Origin of the sequence: Rhodococcus sp. 11-3, from assembly GCF_023704055.1 — a bacterium.
Taxonomy (GTDB): Bacteria; Actinomycetota; Actinomycetes; order Mycobacteriales; family Mycobacteriaceae; genus Rhodococcus; species Rhodococcus aetherivorans.
Genome location: NZ_CP080406.1, coordinates 3,116,325 through 3,139,767, shown reverse-complemented (window position 1 = coordinate 3,139,767; position 23,443 = coordinate 3,116,325). Strand labels below are relative to the sequence as shown.

Below are 23,443 nucleotides of genomic sequence, written 5' to 3'. Positions count from 1 at the left end.
GCACAGGGGCGTTCACGACGAGTTCGGAGCAGGTTCACAGCCCGTTCCCGGCGGGGGCGTCGTACGCGGCCAGGGCGGCCTGCGCCCGGTCCCGCACCGCCGCGACCAGCTCCGGCGGACCCAGCACACTGACCCCCGCGCCGAGGCCGACGGTCAACCGCGCCATCCAGTCCAGCGACGCGTAGTGCATCACCGCGTCGATGACCCCGTCGTCGTGCACCCGCACGTCGGTCAGCGGGTAGTAGTCGAGCAGCCACCCGTAGCCGGGGTCGATCCGCAGCCGGGCCGCCGGCAGCGTCGGGTCGCCGGCGAACAGGTCGAGGTGGTCGTCCTCGCGCAGCGCCCGTTCGGGCGGGTCCGCCGGTTCGTCGAGTTCGGTGGCGGCGTCGATGCGGTCGAACCGGAACAGCCGCACCCCTTCGGCGGCCCGGCACCAGGCCTGCAGGTAGGTGTGTTCGCCGACCAGCACGATCCGGATCGGATCGACGTCGCGTTCGGACACCGCATCGCGGGAGGCCGAGTAGTAGGTCAGGTGCAGCACCCGGCGGTGCTGCACCGCCGAGCGCACGGTCGCCGCGACCGGATCCTCGGCGACGGGCTGCGCGGGGGCGGGCGTGCGGTCGGCGGCGGCCGCGGTGCCGGCGGCGGCCTCGATCTTCGCGATCGCCCCGAGCGCCGCGGTGGGGTCGACCACGCCGGGCATCTCCACCAGCGACCGCAACGCCACCAGCAGCGCCGTGGCCTCGGTGGACGTCAGCCGCAACGGCCGGTCGATCCCGGCGGTGAAGGTGACGACGATGCTGTCCTCGGAGAACGAGAGGTCGATCAGGTCGCCGGGACCGTAGCCGGGCAGCCCGCACACCCACAGCTGGTTCAGGTCGTCCATGATCTGCTTCGGGGTGACCCCGAGATCGCGGGCGGCCTCGGCGGCGCTGATCCCCGGATGGGCCGTGAAGTACGGCACCAGGTTCAGCAGCCGGGTCAACCGCCCGGACAGTCGTGTGCTCATCGGCTCTCCCCCCGGTCGGCACCGCCACCGCTGTTCGAGACGGCACCGCCGCCGCTGTTCGAGACGGCACCGCCGCCGCTGTTCGAGACGGCACCGACGGTGGCCGTCGTGGTGGTGGCCAGCACCCGGGTGAGGATGCGGCGCACCTCCGCGCGCAGTTCCGGCGGGTCGAGCACCAGCGCGTCGGCGCCCTGCCCGGCGATCACCCGCCCGATCCACTCCCACGACCGCACCGGCACGTCGAGGACGGTGCCGGGACGGTCGCCGACCGCGCGGCGCTCGTGCTCGGTGCCGAGCCGGCGCAGTTCGAACGCGCGCCCGTCCGCGACCCATACGCGGGCATGCCCGGTCACGTCGCCGGAGGTGGTGGCGGTCAGGGCGTGTGCCCGCAGGTCCACCCCGTCGGGGATCCGCACGGCCCCGGCGGGGCCGAACGCGGTGACGTCGTCGTCGATGCGGGAGAGCCGGAAGGTGCGCGGCGCCCCCCGGTCCCGGTCGAACCCCACCAGGTACCAGCGGCCGTGCACGGTGACCACGCCCCACGGTTCGACGGTGCGCTCGGTCCACGGGTCGGTCGGGGAACTGCGGTGCCGGAAGCGCACCGCGCGGCGCGTGTCGACGGCGGCGAGCACCTGCCCCAGCACCGGCTCGGAGCCGCGGCTGCGGGTCGGCATCGCGGTGATCGCGCCCGCCGGGTCGGCATCGACCTGCACCCCCGCGGCGCGCAGCTTGAGCAGCGCGCCCTGCGCCGCGGAGGTGAGCTCCGGCGACTCCCACAGCGCCGCCGCCACCGCGACGGCGGCCGCCTCGGCGCTGGTCAGCTCGATCTCGGGCAGTTCGTAGGCGTCGCGGTTGATGCGGTAGCCCTCGACGGTGGAGAACCGCGACGGCATGCCGGTCTCGAGCGGGATGCCCAGGTCGCGCAGCTCGTTCTTGTCGCGTTCGAACATGCGGCTGAACGCTTCGTCGCTGCCCGATTCGTCGTATCCGGCGACGGAGGCGCGGATCTTCTCGGCGGTGAGGAACTGGCGGGTGGACAGCAGGCAGATGACCAGGTTCACCAGCCGCTCGACTTTGGAATTCGCCACGCGGTGCAGCCTAATCCCCCGCCCGCCGGCCGACCCGGTTACCGGACGCGGACGACCCGCGGCACGCTACATCGAGGCGATGAGCCGTTCGACGCGCTCGTCGACGGAGCGGAACGGGTCCTTGCACAGCACCGTGCGCTGCGCCTGGTCGTTGAGCTTGAGGTGCACCCAGTCCACGGTGAAGTCCCGGCCGGCGTCCTGCGCGGCGGCGATGAAGTCGCCGCGCAGCTTCGCCCGGGTGGTCTGCGGCGGGGTGTGCACGGCCGCGTCGACGGACTCGTCGTCGGTCAGCCGCGCCGCCAGCCCCTTGCGCTGGAGCAGATCGAACACCCCGCGCCCGCGCTTGATGTCGTGGTACGCCAGATCCAGCTGGGCGATCTTCGGGTCGGACAGCTCCAGGTCGTAGCGGTCCTGGTAGCGCTGGAACAACTTGCGTTTGATCACCCAGTCGATCTCGGTGTCCACCTTCGCGAAGTCCTGCGACTCGACCGCGTCGAGCACCCGGCCCCACAGATCCACCACCTGCTCGACGTGCGGATCGGGTTCGCGGGTGCGCAGGTACTCCACCGCCCGGCCGTGGTACTCGCGCTGGATGTCGAGGGCGCTGGCCTGCCGGCCCCCGGCCAGGCGCACCGGCCGCCGCCCGGTCAGGTCGTGGCTGACCTCCCGGATGGCCCGGATCGGGTTGTCGAGGGCGAAGTCGCGGAACGCCACGCCGGCCTCGATCATCTCGAGCACCAGCGACGCGGAGCCGACCTTGAGCATCGTGGTGGGCTCGGACATGTTCGAGTCGCCGACGATCACGTGCAGCCGCCGGTACTTCTCGGCGTCGGCGTGCGGCTCGTCGCGGGTGTTGATGATCGGCCGGGACCGGGTGGTCGCCGACGACACGCCCTCCCAGATGTGCTCGGCGCGCTGCGACAGGCAGTAGGTCGCGGCCTTGGGGGTCTGCAGCACCTTCCCGGCGCCGCAGATCAGCTGCCGCGTCACCAGGAACGGCAGCAGCACGTCCGAGATGCGGGAGAACTCCCCGGCCCGCACCACGAGGTAGTTCTCGTGGCAGCCGTAGGAGTTGCCGGCCGAGTCGGTGTTGTTCTTGAACAGGTAGATGTCGCCGCCGATGCCTTCCTCGGCGAGGCGCTGTTCGGCGTCGATCAGCAATTCCTCGAGCACCCGCTCCCCGGCGTGGTCGTGCTCGACGAGCTGGAGGAGGTCGTCGCACTCGGCGGTCGCGTACTCCGGGTGCGAACCCACGTCCAGGTACAGGCGCGCCCCGTTGCGGAGGAACACGTTCGAGCTGCGGCCCCAGGACACCACCCGACGGAACAGATACCGGGCGACCTCGTCGGGGCTCAGCCGCCGGTGCCCGTGGAAGGTGCACGTGACGCCGAACTCCGTCTCGATGCCCATGATTCGTCGCTGCACACTTCGACAGTACCGCGCGGAACCACCGAGCATGAGCCGCAACGAGATTACGGTTGTACCCGTGATCTTCGCTCCCGCCCCGCTGACGCGCCTGGACCGGTCCCTGTTCGCCGGCAGCGCCGCCCTGCGTCCCTCCCCCGCCGACCCCGTGCTGCGGGGCCTGAGCCGCGCCGCCGACCACGGTCGGCTGTGGATGAGCTGCGCGGCGGCGTGCGCCGCGATCGGCGGCCGGCCCCGCCGCGGCGCCGTCCGCGGCATGCTGGCGCTGGCCGGGGCCAGTGCCCTGGCCAACGGGGTGCTCAAGCCGCTGCTGCCGCGCCGCCGGCCCCCGGCCCGGCAGGACGGCCCGCTGCGCCGCTCGCTGCCGACGCCGCGCTCGTCGTCGTTCCCGTCCGGGCATTCGGCGTCGGCGGCGGCGTTCACCACCGGGATGGCCCTCGAATCCCCGGTGACGGGGGCGTTGCTCGCGCCGGTGGCCGCGGCGGTCGCCTACTCCCGGGTACACACCGGGGTGCACTGGCCGGCCGACGTGGTCACCGGCGTCGCCGTCGGTGCGGCGGTGGCCCTGGCCACGCGCCGCTGGTGGGCGGTGCGCCCCGACGAGCCCGCCCGGCTGGGCCCGCCCGGCCCGGCCCCGGCCCTGCCGCAGGGCCGGGACCTGCTGGTGCTGGTCAACCCCGGCGCCGGCCGCGACGACGACGCGGGCGTGATCGCGGCGGCGCTGCCCCAGGCACGGGTGGTCACCCTCGACCCGGACGAGGAGTTCACCGCCCAGCTGGACCGGTTCGTCGCCGAGCACACCCCCGCAGCGCTCGGCGTCCACGGCGGGGACGGCACCGTGCGAGCCGCGGCGAGCGCGGCCGTCGCGCACGGGCTGCCGCTGGCGGTGTTCCCGGGCGGCACCCTGAACCACTTCGCCCGCGACGCCGGGCTGCTCGACCTGGAGCAGACCGTGCACGCGGTCGAGCGGGGGCAGGCGCTGCGGGTCGACCTCGGCCGGGTGTGGGTGGACGGCACCGGCCCGGACGGTGCCGACCGGGGTGGACACGTGTTCGTCAACACCGCCAGCGTGGGCGGCTATCCGGACTCGGTGCGGCTGCGTGAGCGGTGGGAGCCGAGGATCGGCAAGTGGCCGGCCGCGGCGGCGGCGCTGGCCGCGGTCCTCGCGACCGCGAGCCCGCTGCGGGTGTCGCTGGACGGGGTGCCCACCGCGGTGTGGTTGCTGTTCGTCGGCAGCGGCCGGTACGCGCCGGACGACCGGGTGCCGATGTCACGGCCCCGCATCGACACCGGCACCCTGGACGTGCGGTATCTGCGGGCCGACCTGCACTGGTCGCGGACCCGGCTGCTCGCGGCCGCGGTCACCGGCAGCCTCGCCGGATCCCCGATCCACGTGCGGCGCGAAGCGCCGGCGCTGTCGGTGCGGGTGCGCAGCGGCCGGGTCGCCCTGGCCACCGACGGTGAGGTGCTCGCCGAGGGCGCGCTGTTCGAGTTCCGCAGCGTCCCCGGCGAGCTCACCCTCTACCGGCCCCTCGATCAGGAACCCTGAACGGGCCCCGACCCGTCCGGCCCGGTGGTGCCGGTGTCGTCGCCGGACCGCTCGCCGGTGCCGGGCAGCAACTGGTCGAGCGCGGCGCCGGTGATGCGGCGGAACGCGCGACGAGGGCGCGGCTTCTCGAGCACCGCCACCTCGAGCTCGGCGCGGCCGAGCACCCGGGTGCCGATCTCGGCCCCGGCGGCGGGCACCTGCTGCAGCGCCTGCACCGCGACCTGCACCGCCTCGGCGAGGGACAGACCCGGCCGGTACGACTCGCGCAGGGCGGTGGCGATGGGTTCGGTGTGCCCGCCCATCACCACGAACTGCGGTTCGTCGACGATCGAGCCGTCGTAGGTGATGCGATACAGCTGCGCGGTGTCGGCGGAGTCGGCGCGGCCGACCTCGGCGACGCAGATCTCCACCTCGTACGGCTTGGGCTGCTCGGTGAAGATGGTGCCCAGGGTCTGCGCGTACGCGTTGGCCAGCGACCGCACGGTCACGTCGCGCCGGTCGTAGGAGTAGCCGCGCATGTCGGCGTGCACGATCCCGGCGCGCCGCAGGTTCTCGAACTCGTTGTACTTGCCGACCGCGGCGAACCCGATGCGGTCGTAGAGCTCGCTGACCTTGTGCAGCGCCTTCGACGGGTTCTCGGCAACGAACACCACCCCGTCGGCGTAGATCAGCACGACCACGCTGCGGCCCCGCGCGATGCCCTTGCGCGCCAGTTCCGAGCGATCGCGCATGATCTGCTCGGCGGACGCATAGTACGGCAGCGTCACTGCGCACCTCCCTGCCCGTGCTCGGCGACGGTGCGGTCCGCGACCACGGTGCGGGCCAGCGCCGACAAGGTCTGCTCCGGCACCTCGGTGGCGCCGTCGGCGGTGATGACCACCGCGGTGGGATAGATGCCGCGGGTGGTGTCCGGGCCGCCGGTGGCGGTGTCGTCGTCGGCCGCGTCGTAGAGCGCCTCGACGACGGTGCGCAGCGCGGCCGCCTCGTCGGCGTCGGCGCGGTAGAGCTTCTTCAGCGACGACTTGGCGAACAGCGATCCCGAGCCCACCGCGTGGTAGCCGGCGCGCTCCTCGTAGCGGCCCCCGACCACGTCGTAGGACACGATCCGGCCGGCGCGCTGCGGTTCCGGGGCCTCGAGGTCGTAGCCGACCAGCAGCGGCACCACCGCCAGGCCCTGCATCGCGGCCCCGAGGTTGCCGCGCACCATCGACGACAGCCGGTTGGCCTTGCCGTCGAAGGTCAGCGGCACACCCTCGATCTTCTCGTAGTGTTCGAGCTCGACCGCGAACAGGCGCACGAGTTCGATGGCCAGGCCGGCGGTGCCGGCGATACCGGCCGCGGAGTAGCTGTCGGTGACGAACACCTTCTCCACGTCGCGGCTGGCGACCATGTTGCCCATGGTGGCGCGCCGGTCACCGGCGATGAGCACGCCGCCGGCGAACGTCACGGCGACGATCGTGGTGCCGTGCGGGGCGATGTCCGCGTCGGCGCCCCGCAGCCCGGGACGGTTCTCCGGCAGCAGTTCCGGCGCATGCATGCGCAGGTGGTCGGAGAACGAGGACAGCGGGGAACCGAACGGCATGCGCGGCGGGTGGACGGGGAACGGGATCGGCGAACGCTCCGCTGTCACTGGCCGCCCTTCTGCACGTACGCACGCACGAAGTCCTCGGCGTTCTCCTCGAGCACGTCGTCGATCTCGTCGAGCAGGTCGTCGGTCTCGGCCGCGAGCTTCTCGCGTCGTTCCTGACCGGCACCGCCGTCGCCGACGACCTCGTCGTCGTCGCCTCCGCCACCGCGTGTGGTCCGCTCCTGAGCCATAGCGGTCGACCTCCTCGTTCGTTCGTGGGGCCCGCTCCGGCCTCGGCCGGTGCGAGCTCCGACTGCTCGGACCTCCACCCTACCGAGCAGATGCGACACTCCGCGCGACTACGCGCGTGTCGCGCCCGCCCGGACGGGTCAGCTGGTCAGTTCGTCGACCAGTTGGGCCGCCGAATCCACCGAGTCGAGCAGCTTGCCGACGTGCGCGCGGCTGCCCCGCAGCGGCTCGAGGGTGGGGATGCGCACCAGGGATTCGCCGCCGAGGTCGAAGATCACCGAGTCCCAGCTGGCGGCGGCGATGTCGGCGCCGAACCGGCGCAGGCACTCGCCGCGGAAGAACGCGCGGGTGTCCGACGGCGGGGTGTGCACCGCGTCGAGCACATCCTGCTCGGCGACCAGGCGCTCCATCGAGCCGCGGGCGACGAGCCGGTTGTACAGGCCCTTGTCCAGCCGCACGTCGGAGTACTGCAGGTCCACCAGGTGCAGCCGCGGCGCCGACCACGCCAGGCCCTCCCGGTTCCGGAAGCCCTCGAGCAGGCGCAGCTTGGCCGGCCAGTCCAGCAGGTGCGCGCACTCCATGGGGTCGCGTTCGAGCAGGTCGAGGATTATCGCCCACTTGTCGAGGATGTCGCGCACCCGCTTGTCGTCGGTGCCGTCGTGGAACTTCGCGACGCGCTCGTGGTAGATCCGCTGCAACGCCAGGCCGGTCAGCTCACGGCCGTCGGTCAGGGCGACGGTCTTGCGCAGCGTGGGGTCGTGGCTGATGTGGTGCACGGCGGTGACCGGCCGGGCCAGCTGCAGGTCCGACAGGTCCACCCCGGCCTCGATCAGGTCCAGCACCAGCGCAGTGGTGCCGACCTTGAGGTAGGTCGACATCTCGGCGAGGTTGGCGTCGCCGATGATCACGTGCAGGCGTCGGTACTTGTCGGCGTCGGCGTGCGGCTCGTCGCGGGTGTTGATGATGCCGCGTTTGAGGGTGGTCTCGAGCCCGACCTCGACCTCGATGTAGTCGGCGCGCTGGGACAGCTGGAATCCGGCCTCGTCGCCGGACTGGCCGATGCCGACCCGGCCGGAACCGGTGATCACCTGCCGGGAGACGAAGAACGGGGTCAGCCCGGCCACCACCGCCGAGAACGGGGTGTCGCGGGCCATGAGGTAGTTCTCGTGGGTGCCGTACGAGGCACCCTTGCCGTCGACGTTGTTCTTGTACAGCTGCAGGCGCGGCGCGCCGGGCACGCTCGAGGCGTGCCGGGCGGCGGCCTCCATCACCCGTTCGCCGGCCTTGTCCCAGATCACCGCGTCGAGGGGGTCGGTGACCTCCGGCGCCGAGTATTCGGGGTGGGCGTGGTCGACGTACAGCCGGGCGCCGTTGGTGAGGATCATGTTGGCGGCGCCGACCTCGTCGGCGTCGATGACGGGGGCCGGACCGTTGAAGCGGCCCAGGTCGAATCCGCGGGCGTCGCGCAGTGGGGATTCGACCTCGTAGTCCCAGCGGGTGCGCTTGGCGCGCGGCACCCCCTCGGCGGCCGCGTACGCCAGGACCGCCTGGGTGGACGTGAGGATCGGGTTCGCTGTGGGCTCGTTGGGTGAGGAGATCCCGTACTCGACCTCGATGCCGATGATCCGCTGCATGACGTCGAGATTAGGTGATCGGTGCCGGTCCGGCCGGGCCGGGCGGGGCGGGCGGACCGGGGCGGGCGGCGGACGGGGCGACGGCGGCGTCGAGATACTCGACCGAGCCGGTCGCGCGCAGGACCGTGCGGACGCCGGGCGGCGCCCACCGCACGGCCGGGTCGCGGCCGAGCACGGGGTCGACGAGGTCGATGCGGCGGCCGCGGGTGTGCAGGGTGCAGCCGCCGGCGGCGAGGACGTTGCGCACCCAGTCGGTGCGGGGGCCGTAGGTCAGGGCGATGCGGTAGCCGCCGTCGCGACCGAACACCAGCACCGGGGTGCGGTAGCGGCGCCCGGAACGCCGGCCGCGGTGCTCGATCACCGCCGTCAGCGGTAGGTGTCCGGCCACCGGCCGGGCGAGCCGGTTGGTGACGACCCTGTTGAACCGGGCCAGGGCGCGGGGCAGCGGCACGGTCAGCCTCCTGCCGGTCGCGTCGCACGCCGGTGGGGCCGCCGCGGGACGCGGCGACCCCACCGGCGCGGCGTCACAGGTACTGGCCCGTGTTCGACTCGGTGTCGATCGCCCGGCTGGCGCTGGCGTTCTTGCCGGTGACCAGGGTGCGGATGTAGACGATGCGTTCGCCCTTCTTGCCGGAGATCCGGGCCCAGTCGTCCGGGTTGGTGGTGTTGGGCAGGTCCTCGTTCTCGGCGAACTCGTCGACGATGGAGTCGAGCAGGTGCTGCACCCGCAGACCGGGCGCGCCGGTCTCGAGTACCGACTTGATCGCGTACTTCTTGGCGCGGTCGACGATGTTCTGGATCATCGCGCCGGAGTTGAAGTCCTTGAAGTACAGGACCTCCTTGTCGCCGTTGGCGTACGTCACCTCGAGGAAGCGGTTCTCCTCGCTCTCGGCGTACATCCGGTCGACGACCCGTTCGATCATGGCGCGCACGCACGCCCCGCGGTGCCCGCCGAACTCGGCGAGGTCGTCGGCGTGCACCGGCAGTCCCTCGGTGAGGTACTTGGAGAAGATGTCCAGCGCCGCCTCGGCGTCGGGCCGCTCGATCTTGATCTTCACATCGAGTCGGCCGGGCCGCAGGATCGCCGGGTCGATCATGTCCTCGCGGTTGGACGCGCCGATCACGATGACGTTCTCGAGACCCTCGACGCCGTCGATCTCGGACAGCAGCTGCGGCACCACCGTGGTCTCGACATCCGACGACACACCGGAGCCGCGGGTGCGGAAGATCGAGTCCATCTCGTCGAAGAACACGATCACCGGCGTGCCTTCGGAGGCCTTCTCGCGGGCCCGCTGGAAGATCAGCCGAATGTGGCGTTCGGTCTCGCCGACGAACTTGTTGAGCAGCTCGGGGCCCTTGATGTTGAGGAAGTAGGACTTCGCTTCCTTCGAATCCTCGCCGCGGGCCTCGGCGATCTTCTTGGCCAGCGAGTTGGCGACGGCCTTGGCGATGAGGGTCTTGCCGCAGCCGGGCGGGCCGTACAGCAGCACGCCCTTGGGCGGGCGCAGCGCGTACTCACGGAACAGGTCCTTGTGCAGGAACGGCAGTTCCACCGCGTCGCGGATCTGCTCGATCTGCCGGCCGAGGCCACCGATGTCGTTGTAGTCGACGTCGGGAACCTCCTCGAGGACGAGGTCCTCGACCTCGGCCTTGGGGATGCGCTCGAAGGCGTAGCCGGCCTTGCTGTCGACCAGCAGCGAATCACCCGGCCGCAGCTTGAACGACGGCTCGGCGTCCTCGCTCACCTCGACGGTGCCGGCCGCCGCGGCGGCCGCGGCGGCGAGCGGCGCGGCCAGCCACACGATGCGCTCCTCGTCGGCGTGTCCGACGACGAGGGCGCGGGTGCCGTCGTCGAGGACCTCGCGCAGGGTGGTGATCTCTCCGACCCGCTCGAATCCGCCGGCTTCGACGACGGTCAGCGCCTCGTTCAACCGGACCGTCTGGCCGGAGACGAAACCATCGGGTTCGAGGTTCGGGGACACCGTGACCCGCATCTTGCGGCCGGAGGTGAACACGTCCACGGTCTGATCGTCGTAGATGCCGAGCAGCACCCCGTAGCCGCTGGGGGGCTGACCGAGCCGGTCGACTTCCTCGCGCAGGGTGATCAGCTGCTGGCGCGCCTCCTTGAGCGTGTCCATCAGCTTGCCGTTGCGCACGGTCAGGGAGTCGATCCGGGCCTCGAGGTCACGGACCTGTTCGGACGGTTCGACGAGCCGCCGCCGCAGGGCGGTCGCCTCGGCGCGCAGCGCTTCGAGTTCTTGTGCCGCCGCAACCGAATCCGGGTTCTCTGTCGAGCTCATGTGCGACTCCCTCCACTATCGGTCTTTCCACGCTACCGGCAGACGGCCGACTGTGTGGTGCGACGCGAAATCGGCATGCTGCGAATGCGTGTCGGACTCCTCACGGCCGCGGGCCCGAATCCCCGATACCGATGTTAGCCTTGCCTTTCTCTCTGCCGGGTCGAAAGGATTCCCGTGACCACTCGCACCAGACGGGCCGCTGCCGCCGTCGCCGTCGCCGCACTGACCGCGCTGCCCGCCTGCGCCGCCGACGACTCCGCCGGTGGGTCGCCCACATCCTCCGCCGCGACGACGTCCGCGGCCGACCCCGCCGCCGCGGCAACCGAGGGCGAGCTCGAAGCGGTACTGACGACGTTCTTCGACCCGGCGGTGTCGGCGGCGGACAAGGCCGTGGTGGTCGAGGACGGCGACGACCGAGGCGCGCTGCTCGAGCAGTTCAACGGGGTGCTCGCCGGCTACCCGCTCACCGCCGACGTCGAGTCCGTGAACGCCGTCGACGACGACACGGTCTCGGCAACCGTGCAGGTCACCGGTCCGCACGGCGGCGCCCCGATGCCGCTGACGTTCGAGCGGGAGGACGGCACCTGGCGGCTGGCGGACGAGAGCACCTGCCAGGTCCTGGCGATGGGGTCGCTGAACTGCTCGTGACCGGGGCGGCTCGGCCGCCGTGCGGACCGGAGCGGTCAGCCCTTGCTGGGCCGGCGCTGCGGCTTCGGTGTGACGGTGCCCTCGGCGAGGCGGCGGGCGCTGACCAGGAACGCGGTGTGCCCCTGCATCCGATGCTCCGGACGCACGGCCAGGCCGACCACGTGCCAGCCGCGCACCATCGACTCCCACGACCGCGGTTCGGTCCAGCAGGTCTGCTCACGCAGCGCCTCGACCACCTTCGACAGCTGAGTCACCGTCGCCACGTACACGATCAGCACCCCACCAGGTACCAGCGCCTTCGCCACCGTCGGCAGCGCGTCCCAGGGGGCCAGCATGTCCAGCACCACCCGGTCGACCGGACCGTGCCGGTCGAGGTCGTAGTCCGCGACGTCGCCCACCGTGAGATCCCAGTTCCCGGGACGCTCCCCGAAGAACGTCTCGACGTTGCGCACCGCGTGCTCGGCGTGGTCGTCGCGCACCTCGTAGGAGATCACCCGGCCGGTCGGCCCCACGGCCCGCAGCAGCGAACAGGTCAGCGCACCCGAACCGGCGCCCGCCTCGAGCACCCGGGCGCCGGGGAACACGTCGCCCTCGTGCACGATCTGCGCGGCGTCCTTGGGGTAGATCACCTGCGCCCCGCGCGGCATGGACAGCACGTAATCGGTCAGCAGCGGCCGCAGCGCCAGGTAGGGGGTGCCGTTGGTGGAGGTGACGACGCTGCCCTCGTCCGTGCCGATGAGCGCGTCGTGCAGGATGCCGCCGCGGTGGGTGTGGAACTCCTTGCCCGCCTCGAGCACCACCGTGTACTTGCGGCCCTTGGCGTCGGTGAGCTGCACCCGGTCACCGACCTCGAACGGTCCGCTGCGCCCGAGTCCACCTGCTGCCATCGCCGTATCCACCTTCGTCCGCTCCGCCGGTACCGACACCGTGTCGGTCCCGGGCCATACCCTGCCAGGTGTGAGCACAGCCGCGACGACGCCCCCCACCGACGACCGGCCCGCGGCCCCGCGGACGCCAGCGCTGTCGCCGTCGCGCGCCGCCGACTTCAAACGCTGTCCGCTGCTGTACCGGTTCCGGGCGATCGACCGGATCCCCGAGGTCCCGTCGCGGGCCCAGCTGCGCGGCAGCGTCGTCCACGCAGCCCTCGAGGCGTTGTTCGCGCTGCCGGCCGCCGAGCGGCGGCCCGGACCCGCCGGCGAGCTGGTGGCACCGGCGTGGCAGCGGCTGCTCGAGGAGGCACCCGACCTCGCCGACGTGATCGGCCCGGGCGAGCGCGACCGGTTCCTCACCGAGGCCCGCGCCCTCGTCGCCCGCTACTTCGCACTCGAGGATCCCACCGGGTTCACCCCGCAAGCGTGCGAGCTGCGCGTGGAAACCGAACTGGACGACGGGCTGCGGCTGCGGGGCTTCGTCGACCGGATCGACATCTCCCCCCAGGGGCTGGTGCGCGTGGTCGACTACAAGACCGGCCGGGCACCCCGCGAGACCGGCGAGGCGGCGGCGCTGTTCCAGCTGAAGTTCTACGCGCTGATGGTGCTGCGCACCCGCGGGGTGGTGCCGGCGCGGCTGCGGCTGCTGTACCTGGCGGACGGACAGGTGCTCGACTACACCCCCGACGGGGACGAACTGCGCCGCTTCGAGGGCACCGTGCGCGCCCTCTGGGCGGCCGTGCGCACCGCGACCGACGCACGGGACTTCCAGCCCAACCCGGGGCCGCTGTGCCGGTGGTGCGATCATCGGGTGCGGTGCCCGGCATTCGGCGGCACCGCCCCGCCCTATCCGGGCCGGCCGGACGAGCCCGCCGGCGCGGCCCGTCCAGAGGAGGAAACGAGCGAGTGAGCGACGCGGCGTACTTCGTGCCGATCGACGGCGGCCCCGGCGACGGGGGCACTGCCGTCGAACGGTTTCGGCCCACCGCCCATACGGTCAGCACGTGGGCACCGACGATGCAGCACGGCGCCCCGCCGTCGGCGCTGCTGGCCCGCGCCCTCGAACGCTGCGGCCGCCGCCCCGACGCCCGACTGACCCGCATCTGCGTCGAACTGCTCGGCCCGGTGCCGCTGACCGAGATCGAGGTCCGCACCCGCATCGACCGCCCCGGCCGCAAGGTCGAACTCGTCGTCGCCGAGCTGTGGGCCGCCGGCCCGGACGGCACCCCCCGAGCGGTGGCCCGTGGCACCGCCTGGCGCATGCAGACCGCCGACCTGCCCGAGGTCGCCCACGCCGCGGACGCGCCGCTGCCGCCGCCGGCGCAGGGCGTCGTCGAACACCCCGGCTCGGCGTTCTGGCAGACCGGATTCGTGCGCACCCTGGACTGGCGCACGATCACCCCGATCGGGGCGCCGGGGCCGTCGGCGGCGTGGCTGCGCACCGACCTGGCGCTCGTCGAGGGCGAGGCCCCGACCCCGGTCGAGCGGCTGTTCACCGTCGCCGATGTCGCCAACGGCGTCGGTTCCAAACTCGACCCCGCCGTCTGGACCTTCCTCAACACCGACCTGACGGTGCACCTGTTCCGGGAACCGGTCGGCGAGTGGGTCGGCATCAGCGCCGAGACGTCCACCGGCCCGGACGGGGTGGGCATGACCGCCGGGGTGCTGTACGACGAGGACGGCGCCGTCGGACGGATCGCGCAAACCGTGCAGGTCCGCCCCCGCTGACCCCGCCGCGGGCACCGATCACCGGGCGGGCGCCGGCGGACCGTGCCACACTCGACCGGACATTTCGGTCGGCACCAAGGGGAGGACGACATGCCCGCGACCGGTCCCCACCGCAGAGCCCGCGCCGCCACCGCCGCGCTGCGCACGGCACCGTGGTGGACGTCCGTGCTCCTCGGACTCGTCTGCCTGCTGCTCGGCCTGCTGCTCACGACGAGACCGCTGACCTCACTGTCCGCGCTGGGCCTGCTCATCGGCCTGGCCGCGATCACCGCCGGCACCGCCGACCTGCTCGCCGCGTACCGCTCCCACGCCGGGGCGGTGGCGACCGCCACCGCCCTCGCCTGGATCGGGTTCGGCATCGCCGTCCTCGCCTGGCTCGGCCGGGCCCTGGATCTGCTCGCCCCCGCCGTCGCGCTCGCCCTCGTCGTCGGCGGCGCCCTGCGTCTGGTCCGCGCCGCCCGCGGCGACCTCGACGAGCGACTCACCACCGCAGTCCTCGGCCTCGCCGACATCGTGTTCGGTGTCCTCGCCTGGCGCTGGCCCGACGTCACGGTCCTCGTCGTCGCCTTCCTGTTCGGCATCCGCACCGTGTTCTTCGGCCTCGCCCGCATCGGCGACGGACTCGCCGCCCTCGACGACCGCACCCCCGGACCCACCCCGACGGCGCCCCGCCGCACCCCGGCCCGGTACCGGCGACCGGCCGTGGCGGTTCTCGCGCTGCTCGTGGCCGTCGCCGCAGCCGGCGTGGCGGTCCGCCTCCGCGCCGGCTCCCCCGTCGTCGACGCGTTCTACACCGCACCGCACCGGATGCCCGATCATCCCGGCGCGCTGCTGCGCGCCGAACCGTTCACCCGCGCCGTCCCCGACGGCGCCGAGGCCTGGCGCATCCTCTACACCACCACCCGCGACGACGACCAGCCCGCCGTGGCCAGCGCCCTGGTCGTGGTCGCGAAGAACGCCCCGCCCGGACCTCGACCGGTGATCGCCTGGGCCCACGGGACCACCGGTTTCGCCGAACCCTGTGCGCCCACCCTCCTCGACGACCCGCTCGGCGCCGGCGCCCTGCCCGCCGAGTCCGCGCTCCTCGACCGCGGCTGGGCCCTGGTGGCCACCGACTACGTCGGCCTGGGCACCGCAGGCCCGCACCCGTACCTGATCGGGCAGGGCGAAGGACGCTCGGTGCTCGACGCTGTGCGTGCGGCCCACCGCCTCGACCACCTCGACCTCGCCGACCGCACCGTCGTCTGGGGGCACTCCCAGGGCGGGCACGCGGCCCTGTGGGCGGGGCTGCTCGCCCCCACCTACGCCCCGGACACACCCGTCGCCGGGATCGCCGCGATGGCCCCCGCCAGCGACACCGTCGCGCTGACCACCGGACTCGACACCGTTCCCGGTGGCAGCGTGTTCGCCTCGTACGTCCTCGCCGCCTACACCGCGGTCTACGACGACGTCGACGGCGACACCTACGTCGGGCCCGCCGCCCGCACCCTCGTGCGCGAGATGGCGACAAGGTGCCTGTCCGAACCCGCCGTCTACGTCTCGGTCCTGTCGGCACTCTCGCTCAGTCGCGACCGGTCCGTGCTGCGCACCGACCCCACCACCGGACCCCTCGGCCGCCGCCTCGCGGAGAACGTCCCCACCGGCACGACGGCCGTGCCCGTCCTGCTCGCGCAGGGCGCCACCGATTCCCTCGTCACCGCCGCCGTGCAGGACGGCTACGTGCGCGACCGCTGCGCCGAGAACTGGGCCCTGGACTACCGCAGCTATCCCGGCCGGGACCACCTCGGGCTCGTCGCCGAGGACTCCCCGCTCGTACCCGAACTACTCACCTGGACCGAACAGCGTCTCGTCGGCATCGCCGCCCCCGGCACCTGCCCCGGGCGCTGACGCGCCGGACGCTCGGCCGCGGCTACTCGGCGCCGCGCATCGCGCGGCACGACCGGATGTCCGTCGCCAGGATCGCCCGCGCCCCGATCTCGGCGAGCCGATCCATCACCGCGTTGTGACCCTTGCGCGGCACCATCGCCCGCACCGCCACCGACGAGTCGTCGGCGAGCGGTGAGATCGTCGGCGACTCCAGACCCGGAGTGATCTGCACCGCCTCGTCGAGAACCGGCTTGGGGCAGTCGTAGTCGAGCATCACGTACTGCTGCGCGAACACCACGCCCTCGATGCGGGCGACGAGCTGGTTGCGCGCCGAATCGCCGCGGCTCGCGCCCTCCTGCTCGATCAGCACGCCCTCCGAGTCGCACAGCGACTCCCCGAACGCCACCAGATCGTGCTGGCGCAGCGTCCGGCCGGAGCCGACGACGTCGGCGATCGCGTCGGCCACCCCCAGCTGAATGGAGATCTCCACCGCGCCGTCGAGGCGGATGACCGTCGCCTCGATCCCCCGCGCCGTCAGATCACGGCGGACCAGGTTGGGGTACGACGTCGCGATCCGCAGGCCGGCGAGGTCCTCGATCTTCCAGTCCCGGCCCTTCGGCGCCGCGTAGCGGAAGGAGGAGTACCCGAACCCCAGAGCGAGCCGCTCGGTGACCGGCGCCGCCGAATCCAGCGCCAGGTCACGGCCGGTGATGCCCAGATCGAGCTCGCCGGAACCGACGTAGATGGCGATGTCCTTCGGGCGCAGGAAGAAGAACTCGACGTCGTTGACCGGGTCGATAACGGTCAGGTCGCGCGAGTCGGTGCGGCGCCGGTATCCGGCCTCGCGCAGGATTTCGGCGGCGGACTCGGACAGCGAGCCCTTGTTCGGAACTGCGACGCGCAGCATGGACGGTCCTTTCGGCAACGGTGCGAAGAGCAGGGAAGGAACAGGCGGAAGGTCTCGCGGGCACGACGGCCGGCCCCGGGGCGGCTGCCCGACGGCGAGCCGTCACACATGCCCGACGGCGAGCCGTCACAGATGCCCGACGGCGAGCCGTCACAGATGCTTGTAGACGTCCTCGAGCTTCAGACCCCGCCCGACCATCAGCACCTGCACCCAGTACAGCAACTGCGAAATCTCCTCCGCCAGCTGCTCGTCGCTCTGGTACTCGGCGGCGATCCACACCTCGCCGGCCTCCTCGATCACCTTCTTGCCCTGCGCATGGACGCCGGCGTCCAGGGCGGCAACGGTGCCGGACCCCTCGGGACGGGTGACGGCACGCTCGGACAGCTCGGCGAACAGGGAATCGAAGGTCTTCACGGGGGTTCATTGTTTCATGACCGCAGCGTGCTCCCGCACCCAGTGCCGCGACCGCCCCGGGCGCCCGGCCCGGACCGTCAGAACTCGAGGGCGAGGCCGCTGTCGAACCGGCGGCGCCGCCCGGTGCGCGGATCGTCGAACTCGACGGTCCGCGCCAGCAACCGCAGCGGATCCGAGAAATCGTCCGGCGCGCGGCGCCGGAACCGCGGATAGAAGTTGTCCCCGACGATTGGTATCCCCAGCGAGCTCAGGTGCAGCCGCAGCTGATGGGTGCGCCCGGTCCGCGGATGCAGCCGGTACCGGGCCAGGTCCCCGCGCCGGTCGAGCAGCTCGATCCGCGTCTCGGAGTTCGGCTCGCCGGGCTCCTCCACGGCCGTGAGCTCGCCGTGCCGCTTACGGATCCGGCTGCGCACCGTGCGGGGGAACTCGAGTCCCGGCCGGTACGGGGCGATCGCCTCGTACACCTTGCGCACCCGCTGCCGCTCGAACAGCTGCTGGTACGGCCCCCGCAATCCCGGATCGGTGGTGCACAGCAGCACGCCCGCCGTCATCCGGTCCAGGCGGTGCACCGGAACCAGGTCCGGCAGCCCGAGTTCCCGGCGCAGCCGCACCACCACCGTCTCCCGGATGTGCGCGCCCCGCGGGATCGTCGCCAGGAAGTGCGGCTTGTCCACGACGAGGAGCCCCTCGTCGCGGTGCAGGACCGTCACCGGGAACGGCACCGGCACCTCCGGCGGCGGCTCCCGGTAGAAGTACACGAACCGGCCCGACTGGTACCGGGTCTGCGCGGTCACCGGCCGGCCGTGCTCGTCGACGAGCTCACCGGCCGCGACGTGGCGGTGCCAGTCCTCGCCGGGCTCGGCGCCGCGCAGGAACCCGAGGATCGTGGGGGCGGGATCGGTGACGGGCAGCCGCAGCCGGTCCGGGCCGAGACCGTCGCGTACCGGCAGCGGCGACGCAGCCACCGTCAGGGCCCGACCGGGTCCGGCACGCACGCCTCGCACACCAGGCTCAGCTCCCGGCCGTTGACGTCCGGGTGGTTGCGGTAGCGCGAGGTCGGCGCCCGGCACAGCGTGCACCGGCCCAACACCGCCGCCGCGTCCGAGAACTCGACGTTCGTGCGGCCGTCGAAGACGTACAGCGAACCCTCCCACAGCCCGTCGTCGCCGAACGTCTCCCCGTACCGGACGATGCCGCCGTCGAGCTGATACACCTGCTCGAACCCGCGGTTGCGCATCAACGCGGACAGCACCTCGCAGCGCACCCCGCCCGTGCAATAGGTCACCACCGGACGTGACTTGAGGTGGTCGTAGCGGCCGCTGTCGAGCACCGACACGAACTCGCGCGTGGTCCCCACATCCGGCACGACCGCCCCGCGGAACCGGCCGATCTCCGCCTCGAACGCGTTGCGCCCGTCGAAGAACACCACCTCGTCGCCGCGCTCGCCGATCAGCTCGTGCAGCCCGTGCGGCGACAGGTGCACCCCACCGCCGACCACCCCGTGCTCGTCGACCTTCAGCTCGTGCGGCGCCCCGAAGGTCACGATCTCCGGCCGTACCCGCACCGACAGGCGCGGAAAGTCCCGCCCCGTGCCGTCCGACCACTTGATGTCGGCGTCGGCGAACGGCGCGTATGCGCGGGTGCCGCGCACGTACCGCTTGACGTCGGCGATGTCGCCCCCGACGGTGGCGTTGATGCCGTGCTCGGAGATCAGGATGCGACCGGTGAGATCGTTCGACGCCGCCAGGGTGTGCTGCCACAAGCGGATCGCCTCCGGATCGGCCAGCGGCGTGAACCGATAGAACAACACGATCTTCGGGATCGCCACCTCAGCACGCCCCCGGCAGGTGCAGCGCGTGCAGGTCCGCGACGGTCAGCCCGTCCAGGGTCTCGCGGAACACCCGCCGTGGCGAGGTCGGCACCTCCGTCAGCGACGGCACCACCAGCACCGTGCAGCCCGCGGCCTCCGCCGCCGCCGCCCCGGTGGGCGAGTCCTCCACCGCCAGGCACTGCGCCGGCTCGAGCCCCAGCAGCTGCGCCGCCCGCAGGTACGGAGCCGGATCCGGCTTGCCGGCCGGCACCTCGTCGCCGCACACCGAATGGTCGAAGTGCTCGCGCCCGAGCGTGTCCAGGGCGAACTCGCACAACGTCCGGTCGGTGTTGGTGACCAGCGCCGACCCGAGCCCGGCGGCGCGCACGGCCCCCAGCGTCCGACGCGCCCCGGGCCGCCACGGCAGCCCCTGCGCGAACAGCTCCCCCATGCGCCCGTACAGCCACGTCTTCGCCGCGGCCAGGGCGTCGGGATCCGGTTCGAGGTCCAGCGACGCGAACACCGTCCGCAATGCGAACGCGCTCGACGCCCCGATCGTCGCCCGCCGTGTCTCGTCCGCCATCGGCCCGCCCAGGCGCAGCGACAGCTCCCGGATCCCGATGTCCCACAGCGTTTCCGATTCGAGCAGGGTGCCGTCCATGTCCCACAGGACGGCCCGCAGCGTCGACGTGGTCACCGCACTAGACATTGAAGTACTTCGCCTCCGGGTGATGCAGGACGAACGCGTCGGTGGACTGCTCCGGATGCAGCTGCAGCTCCTCCGACAGCTCCACCCCGATCCGGCCCGGTTCGAGCAGCTCGACCAGCTTGACGCGGTCCTCGAGATTCGGGCACGCCCCGTACCCGAACGCGAACCGCGCCCCGCGGTAGCCGAGCTTGAAGAACTCGGCCACGTCCGCCGGATCCTCCTCGGCCAGGGTGTGGCCGCCGGCGAGCACCAGCTCCTCCCGGACCCGCCGGTGCCAGTACTCGGCCAGCGCCTCGGTCAGCTGCACACCGATGCCGTGCACCTCCAGATAGTCCCGGTAGGAGTTCGACGCGAACAACTCGTTCGCGAAGTCCGCGATCGGCTGCCCCATCGTCACCAGCTGGAACGGCAGCACGTCCACCTGCCCCTCGGCCCGCGCATCCGCCCGCGACCGCACGAAGTCGGCGATGCACAGGAACCGGCCGCGCTGCTGCCGCGGATACGTGAACCGGTAGCGCTCGGCGGCATCCGGATGCGGCTCCGCCAGCACCACCACGTCGTCGCCCTCCGACACCGCCGGGAAGTACCCGTACACCACCGCAGCGTGCGCCAGGATCCCCTCGGTGGACAGCCGGTCCAGCCAGTACCGCAGCCGCGGCCGGCCCTCGGTCTCCACCAGCTCCTCGTAGGTGGGACCGTCCCCGGTGCGCTGCCCGCGCAGCCCCCACTGCCCCAGGAACAGCGCCCGCTCGTCGATCAGGCCGGCGTAGTCGGCCAGCGCCACCCCCTTGACCACCCGGGTGCCCCAGAACGGCGGGGTGGGCACCTCGAGGTCGGCGGCCACATCGGAGCGCTCCGGGACCTCGACCGGCGTCTCGGCGGCCTTACGCTTCTCCGCGATCCGCCGCGACCGCTCGTGCCGGGCCTTGCGCTCGGCGGCCTTCTCCCGCGCCGCGATCGCCTCCGGGCTGTCCGCCGCCGGGCCCTCGCCGCGCTTGACGGCCATGACCCGGTCCATCAGATGCAGGCCCTCGAACGCATCACGCGCGTAGGACACCTGACCCTCGTAGATCTCGGCCAGGTCGTTCTCCACGTAGGAGCGGGTCAGCGCGGCACCCCCGAGCAGCACCGGGAACCGCTCCGCCACCCCGCGATGGTTGAGCTCTTCGAGGTTCTCCTTCATCACCACGGTCGACTTCACCAACAGCCCGGACATGCCGATCACGTCGGCGTTCTTGTCCACCGCCGCGTCCAGGATCGTCGCGATCGGCTGCTTGATGCCGAGGTTGACCACCTCGTAGCCGTTGTTGCTCAAGATGATGTCGACGAGGTTCTTGCCGATGTCGTGCACGTCGCCCTTGACGGTGGCCAGCACGATCCGGCCCTTGCCCTCGTCGCCGGTGGACTCCATGTGCGGCTCGAGATGCGCGACCGCCGCCTTCATCACCTCGGCGGACTGCAACACGAACGGCAGCTGCATCTGCCCCGAGCCGAACAGCTCCCCGACCGTCTTCATCCCCGACAGCAGCGTGTCGTTGATGATCGCCAACGGTGGGGTCGTCTGCATCGCCTCGTCCAGATCCGCCTCGAGCCCGTTGCGCTCGCCGTCGACGATCCGCCGCTCGAGCCGCTCGAACAGCGGCAGCGCGGCCAGCTCCTGCGCGCGGGACTCCCGCGACGACGCCGCCGACACCCCCTCGAACAGCGCCATCAGCTTCTGCAGCGGGTCGTAGCCCTCGCGCCGCCGGTCGTACACCAGATCCAGCGCCGTCTCGCGCTGCTCGTCCGGGATCCGCGCCATCGGCAGGATCTTCGACGCGTGCACGATCGCCGTGTCCAGCCCCGCCTGCACACACTCGTGCAGGAACACCGAGTTCAGCACCTGCCGCGCCGCGGGGTTCAGGCCGAACGACACGTTCGAGATGCCCAGGGTGAAGTGCACCCGCGGATGCCGCCGCTTGATCTCGCGGATCGCCTCGATCGTCTCGATGGCGTCCCGGCGGACCTCCTCCTGACCGGTGGAGATCGGGAACGTCAGGGCGTCGACGATGATGTCCTCCTCGCCGAGCCCCCACCTGCCGGTCAGATCCGCGATCAGCCGCTCGGCGATGCGCACCTTGTGCTCGGCGGTGCGGGCCTGGCCCTCCTCGTCGATGGTCAACGCCACCACCGCGGCGCCGTGCTCGACGACGTGCTCCATGATCCGCTCGAACCGCGAACCGGGGCCGTCGCCGTCCTCGTAGTTCACCGAATTCACCGCGCACCGGCCCCCGAGATGCTCGAGGCCGGCCCGGATCACGTCCGGCTCCGTCGAGTCGATCATGATCGGCAACGTCGACGCCGTCGCCAGCCGGCCCGCCAGGTCCGCCATGTCGACGGCGCCGTCGCGGCCCACGTAGTCCACGTTCAGATCCAGCAGGTGCGCGCCGTCGCGGATCTGGTCCTTCGCGATGTCCAGGCACTTCTGGTGGTCCCCGGCGAGCATCGCCTCCCGGAACGCCTTCGACCCGTTCGAATTGGTGCGCTCCCCGATCATCAGGATCGACGAGTCCTGCTCGAACGGCACCGCCGAGTACAGCGACGACACGCCCGGCTCCGGCCGGGGGCCGCGCTCGGCGCGCTCGGTCGCGTGCACCGCCTCGGCGACCTGCCGGATGTGCTCGGGGGTGGTGCCGCAGCAGCCGCCGACCAGCGCCAGACCGAACTCGGCGACGAATCCGCTCAGCGCCTCCGCCAGCTCTTCCGGCGTCAACGGGTACTCGGCGCCGTTCGCTCCCAGCACCGGCAGGCCCGCGTTCGGCATCACCGACACCGGCAACCGGGCGTGCTTGGACAGATGCCGCAGGTGCTCGCTCATCTCCTCCGGGCCGGTCGCACAGTTCAGCCCGATCAGATCGATGCCCAGGGGTTCGAGCGCCGTCAGGGCCGCCCCGATCTCGCTGCCGAGCAGCATCGTGCCGGTCGTCTCCATCGTCACGTGGGTGACGATCGGGATGCGCCGGCCCGCCCGCTCCATCGCGCGGCGGCTGCCGACGATCGCGGCCTTCGCCTGCAGCAGATCCTGACAGGTTTCGACGAGGATGGCGTCGGCGCCGCCGTCGAGCATGCCCAACGCCGACTCGGTGTAGGCGTCGCGCAGCGTGGCGAACGGGGCGTGACCGAGGGTGGGCAGCTTCGTGCCCGGACCCATCGAGCCGAGCACGAACCGGCCCATGCCGTCCGGGCCGGGACCCATCTCGTCGGCCACCTCCCGGGCCAGGCGGGCGCCGCGTTCGGACAGGTCACGGATGCGATCGGCGATGTCGTAGTCGGCGAGATTGGGCAGGTTGCAGCCGAAGGTGTTGGTGGAGACGGCATCCGCCCCGGCCTCGAAGTACGCCCGGTGGATCCCCCGGATGACGTCGGGCCGGGAGTCGTTGAGAATCTCGTTGCACCCCTCGAGGCCGCGGAAGTCGTCCAGACTCAGATCCGCGGCCTGCAACATCGTGCCCATCGCCCCGTCTCCCACGACAACGCGCTGCGAAAGCGCATCGAGCAAGGCAGAGTGCAATGGGGTGGACATGCGTTCCAGACTAGTGGGCGGCCCGTCCGGCTCTCGCCGTAGGCTGGAC

At 72.1% G+C, this 23,443-nt stretch carries 21 protein-coding genes; 5 read left to right on the top strand and 16 right to left on the bottom strand.

What is annotated here, in order from left to right; translation table 11 throughout:
• Window positions 1–34: 34 nt before the first annotated feature.
• The 3 genes from KZJ41_RS14935 to pafA all read right to left on the bottom strand — a co-directional run bounded on the left by KZJ41_RS14935 (window position 35) and on the right by pafA (window position 3,522).
• Window positions 35–1,009: a YafY family protein gene (locus KZJ41_RS14935; RefSeq protein ID WP_050035262.1), complete on the bottom strand. Its 975-nt coding sequence runs from the start codon at window positions 1,007–1,009 to the stop codon at window positions 35–37.
• Entirely contained in the window at window positions 1,006–2,097 is a 1,092-nt protein-coding gene (locus tag KZJ41_RS14930; protein ID WP_084648631.1) for a YafY family protein, read from the bottom strand. Before KZJ41_RS14930 ends, KZJ41_RS14935 begins: the two co-directional genes overlap by 4 nt.
• Window positions 2,098–2,163: 66 nt before the next feature.
• Window positions 2,164–3,522, bottom strand: coding sequence for a Pup--protein ligase (pafA, locus tag KZJ41_RS14925; RefSeq protein WP_006931187.1), 1,359 nt, complete (start codon window positions 3,520–3,522; stop codon window positions 2,164–2,166).
• A gap of 31 nt (window positions 3,523–3,553) precedes the next feature.
• Between pafA and KZJ41_RS14920 the strand changes: the two genes are divergently transcribed.
• Entirely contained in the window at window positions 3,554–5,071 is a 1,518-nt protein-coding gene (locus KZJ41_RS14920) for a phosphatase PAP2 family protein (protein ID WP_373566435.1), read from the top strand.
• On the opposite strand, the gene prcA is transcribed toward KZJ41_RS14920, so the two are convergent.
• From prcA to arc, 6 genes are all read right to left on the bottom strand, one after another.
• A complete protein-coding gene (prcA, locus tag KZJ41_RS14915; protein ID WP_006931185.1) occupies window positions 5,059–5,838 on the bottom strand; it encodes a proteasome subunit alpha in 780 nt (259 codons plus the stop codon). The genes KZJ41_RS14920 and prcA overlap by 13 nt on opposite strands.
• Complete coding sequence (gene prcB / locus KZJ41_RS14910; protein WP_006931184.1) at window positions 5,835–6,701, bottom strand: proteasome subunit beta; 867 nt, start codon at window positions 6,699–6,701, stop codon at window positions 5,835–5,837. The genes prcA and prcB overlap by 4 nt, the downstream gene beginning before the upstream one ends.
• Window positions 6,698–6,889 (bottom strand): ubiquitin-like protein Pup, encoded by a 192-nt coding sequence (locus KZJ41_RS14905; RefSeq protein WP_003937722.1) that lies wholly within the window; start codon window positions 6,887–6,889, stop codon window positions 6,698–6,700. Before KZJ41_RS14905 ends, prcB begins: the two co-directional genes overlap by 4 nt.
• A gap of 138 nt (window positions 6,890–7,027) precedes the next feature.
• Complete coding sequence (gene dop, locus KZJ41_RS14900) at window positions 7,028–8,521, bottom strand: depupylase/deamidase Dop (protein WP_065922551.1); 1,494 nt, start codon at window positions 8,519–8,521, stop codon at window positions 7,028–7,030.
• Window positions 8,522–8,531: 10 nt separating this feature from the next.
• Window positions 8,532–8,972 carry a nitroreductase family deazaflavin-dependent oxidoreductase gene (locus KZJ41_RS14895; protein WP_050036364.1) on the bottom strand — a complete coding sequence of 147 codons (441 nt, stop codon included), beginning with the start codon at window positions 8,970–8,972 and terminating at the stop codon, window positions 8,532–8,534.
• Between the two features lie 73 nt (window positions 8,973–9,045).
• Complete coding sequence (gene arc, locus KZJ41_RS14890) at window positions 9,046–10,821, bottom strand: proteasome ATPase (protein ID WP_029543755.1); 1,776 nt, start codon at window positions 10,819–10,821, stop codon at window positions 9,046–9,048.
• A 174-nt stretch (window positions 10,822–10,995) separates the two neighbouring features.
• On the opposite strand from arc, the gene KZJ41_RS14885 reads away from it, so the two are divergent.
• Window positions 10,996–11,469, top strand: a complete 474-nt coding sequence (locus KZJ41_RS14885) for a nuclear transport factor 2 family protein (RefSeq protein ID WP_050035259.1) — start codon at window positions 10,996–10,998, stop codon at window positions 11,467–11,469.
• 35 nt (window positions 11,470–11,504) lie between these two features.
• Here the strand turns inward: KZJ41_RS14885 and KZJ41_RS14880 are convergent, their stop codons facing one another.
• Window positions 11,505–12,356 (bottom strand): tRNA (adenine-N1)-methyltransferase, encoded by an 852-nt coding sequence (locus KZJ41_RS14880; RefSeq protein ID WP_029543751.1) that lies wholly within the window; start codon window positions 12,354–12,356, stop codon window positions 11,505–11,507.
• A gap of 70 nt (window positions 12,357–12,426) precedes the next feature.
• Between KZJ41_RS14880 and KZJ41_RS14875 the strand changes: the two genes are divergently transcribed.
• From KZJ41_RS14875 to KZJ41_RS14865, 3 genes are all read left to right on the top strand, one after another.
• Window positions 12,427–13,308, top strand: a complete 882-nt coding sequence (locus tag KZJ41_RS14875; protein ID WP_006931176.1) for a RecB family exonuclease — start codon at window positions 12,427–12,429, stop codon at window positions 13,306–13,308.
• Window positions 13,305–14,126 carry a thioesterase family protein gene (locus KZJ41_RS14870; RefSeq protein WP_006931174.1) on the top strand — a complete coding sequence of 274 codons (822 nt, stop codon included), beginning with the start codon at window positions 13,305–13,307 and terminating at the stop codon, window positions 14,124–14,126. Before KZJ41_RS14875 ends, KZJ41_RS14870 begins: the two co-directional genes overlap by 4 nt.
• 90 nt (window positions 14,127–14,216) lie before the next feature.
• Window positions 14,217–16,013 (top strand): alpha/beta fold hydrolase, encoded by a 1,797-nt coding sequence (locus tag KZJ41_RS14865; RefSeq protein ID WP_251549259.1) that lies wholly within the window; start codon window positions 14,217–14,219, stop codon window positions 16,011–16,013.
• A gap of 22 nt (window positions 16,014–16,035) precedes the next feature.
• Here KZJ41_RS14865 and hisG read toward each other — a convergent pair whose 3' ends face one another.
• The 6 genes from hisG to metH all read right to left on the bottom strand — a co-directional run bounded on the left by hisG (window position 16,036) and on the right by metH (window position 23,394).
• Entirely contained in the window at window positions 16,036–16,899 is an 864-nt protein-coding gene (gene hisG, locus KZJ41_RS14860; RefSeq protein ID WP_006931171.1) for an ATP phosphoribosyltransferase, read from the bottom strand.
• 150 nt (window positions 16,900–17,049) lie between these two features.
• Window positions 17,050–17,313 carry a phosphoribosyl-ATP diphosphatase gene (locus KZJ41_RS14855; RefSeq protein ID WP_003937712.1) on the bottom strand — a complete coding sequence of 88 codons (264 nt, stop codon included), beginning with the start codon at window positions 17,311–17,313 and terminating at the stop codon, window positions 17,050–17,052.
• A 77-nt stretch (window positions 17,314–17,390) separates the two neighbouring features.
• Window positions 17,391–18,278 carry a pseudouridine synthase gene (locus KZJ41_RS14850; RefSeq protein WP_251550973.1) on the bottom strand — a complete coding sequence of 296 codons (888 nt, stop codon included), beginning with the start codon at window positions 18,276–18,278 and terminating at the stop codon, window positions 17,391–17,393.
• A 2-nt stretch (window positions 18,279–18,280) separates the two neighbouring features.
• Window positions 18,281–19,141, bottom strand: a complete 861-nt coding sequence (locus KZJ41_RS14845) for a rhodanese-related sulfurtransferase (protein ID WP_006931162.1) — start codon at window positions 19,139–19,141, stop codon at window positions 18,281–18,283.
• Between the two features lies 1 nt (window position 19,142).
• A complete protein-coding gene (locus tag KZJ41_RS14840) occupies window positions 19,143–19,832 on the bottom strand; it encodes an HAD family phosphatase (RefSeq protein ID WP_065922552.1) in 690 nt (229 codons plus the stop codon).
• Window positions 19,825–23,394 (bottom strand): methionine synthase, encoded by a 3,570-nt coding sequence (gene metH / locus KZJ41_RS14835; protein ID WP_029543737.1) that lies wholly within the window; start codon window positions 23,392–23,394, stop codon window positions 19,825–19,827. Before metH ends, KZJ41_RS14840 begins: the two co-directional genes overlap by 8 nt.
• Window positions 23,395–23,443: the final 49 nt, after the last annotated feature.

Bases quoted from the DNA above. Each gene is read 5' to 3' on its own strand.
- KZJ41_RS14865 (WP_251549259.1), top strand. From the start codon at position 14,217: ATGCCCGCGACCGGTCCCCACCGCAGAGCCCGCGCCGCCACCGCCGCG.
- KZJ41_RS14905 (WP_003937722.1), bottom strand. From the start codon at position 6,889: ATGGCTCAGGAGCGGACCACACGCGGTGGCGGAGGCGACGACGACGAG.
- KZJ41_RS14880 (WP_029543751.1), bottom strand. From the start codon at position 12,356: ATGGCAGCAGGTGGACTCGGGCGCAGCGGACCGTTCGAGGTCGGTGAC.
- arc (WP_029543755.1), bottom strand. From the start codon at position 10,821: ATGAGCTCGACAGAGAACCCGGATTCGGTTGCGGCGGCACAAGAACTC.
- metH (WP_029543737.1), bottom strand. From the start codon at position 23,394: ATGTCCACCCCATTGCACTCTGCCTTGCTCGATGCGCTTTCGCAGCGC.
- dop (WP_065922551.1), bottom strand. From the start codon at position 8,521: ATGCAGCGGATCATCGGCATCGAGGTCGAGTACGGGATCTCCTCACCC.
- hisG (WP_006931171.1), bottom strand. From the start codon at position 16,899: ATGCTGCGCGTCGCAGTTCCGAACAAGGGCTCGCTGTCCGAGTCCGCC.
- KZJ41_RS14920 (WP_373566435.1), top strand. From the start codon at position 3,554: ATGAGCCGCAACGAGATTACGGTTGTACCCGTGATCTTCGCTCCCGCC.
- KZJ41_RS14840 (WP_065922552.1), bottom strand. From the start codon at position 19,832: ATGTCTAGTGCGGTGACCACGTCGACGCTGCGGGCCGTCCTGTGGGAC.
- KZJ41_RS14935 (WP_050035262.1), bottom strand. From the start codon at position 1,009: ATGAGCACACGACTGTCCGGGCGGTTGACCCGGCTGCTGAACCTGGTG.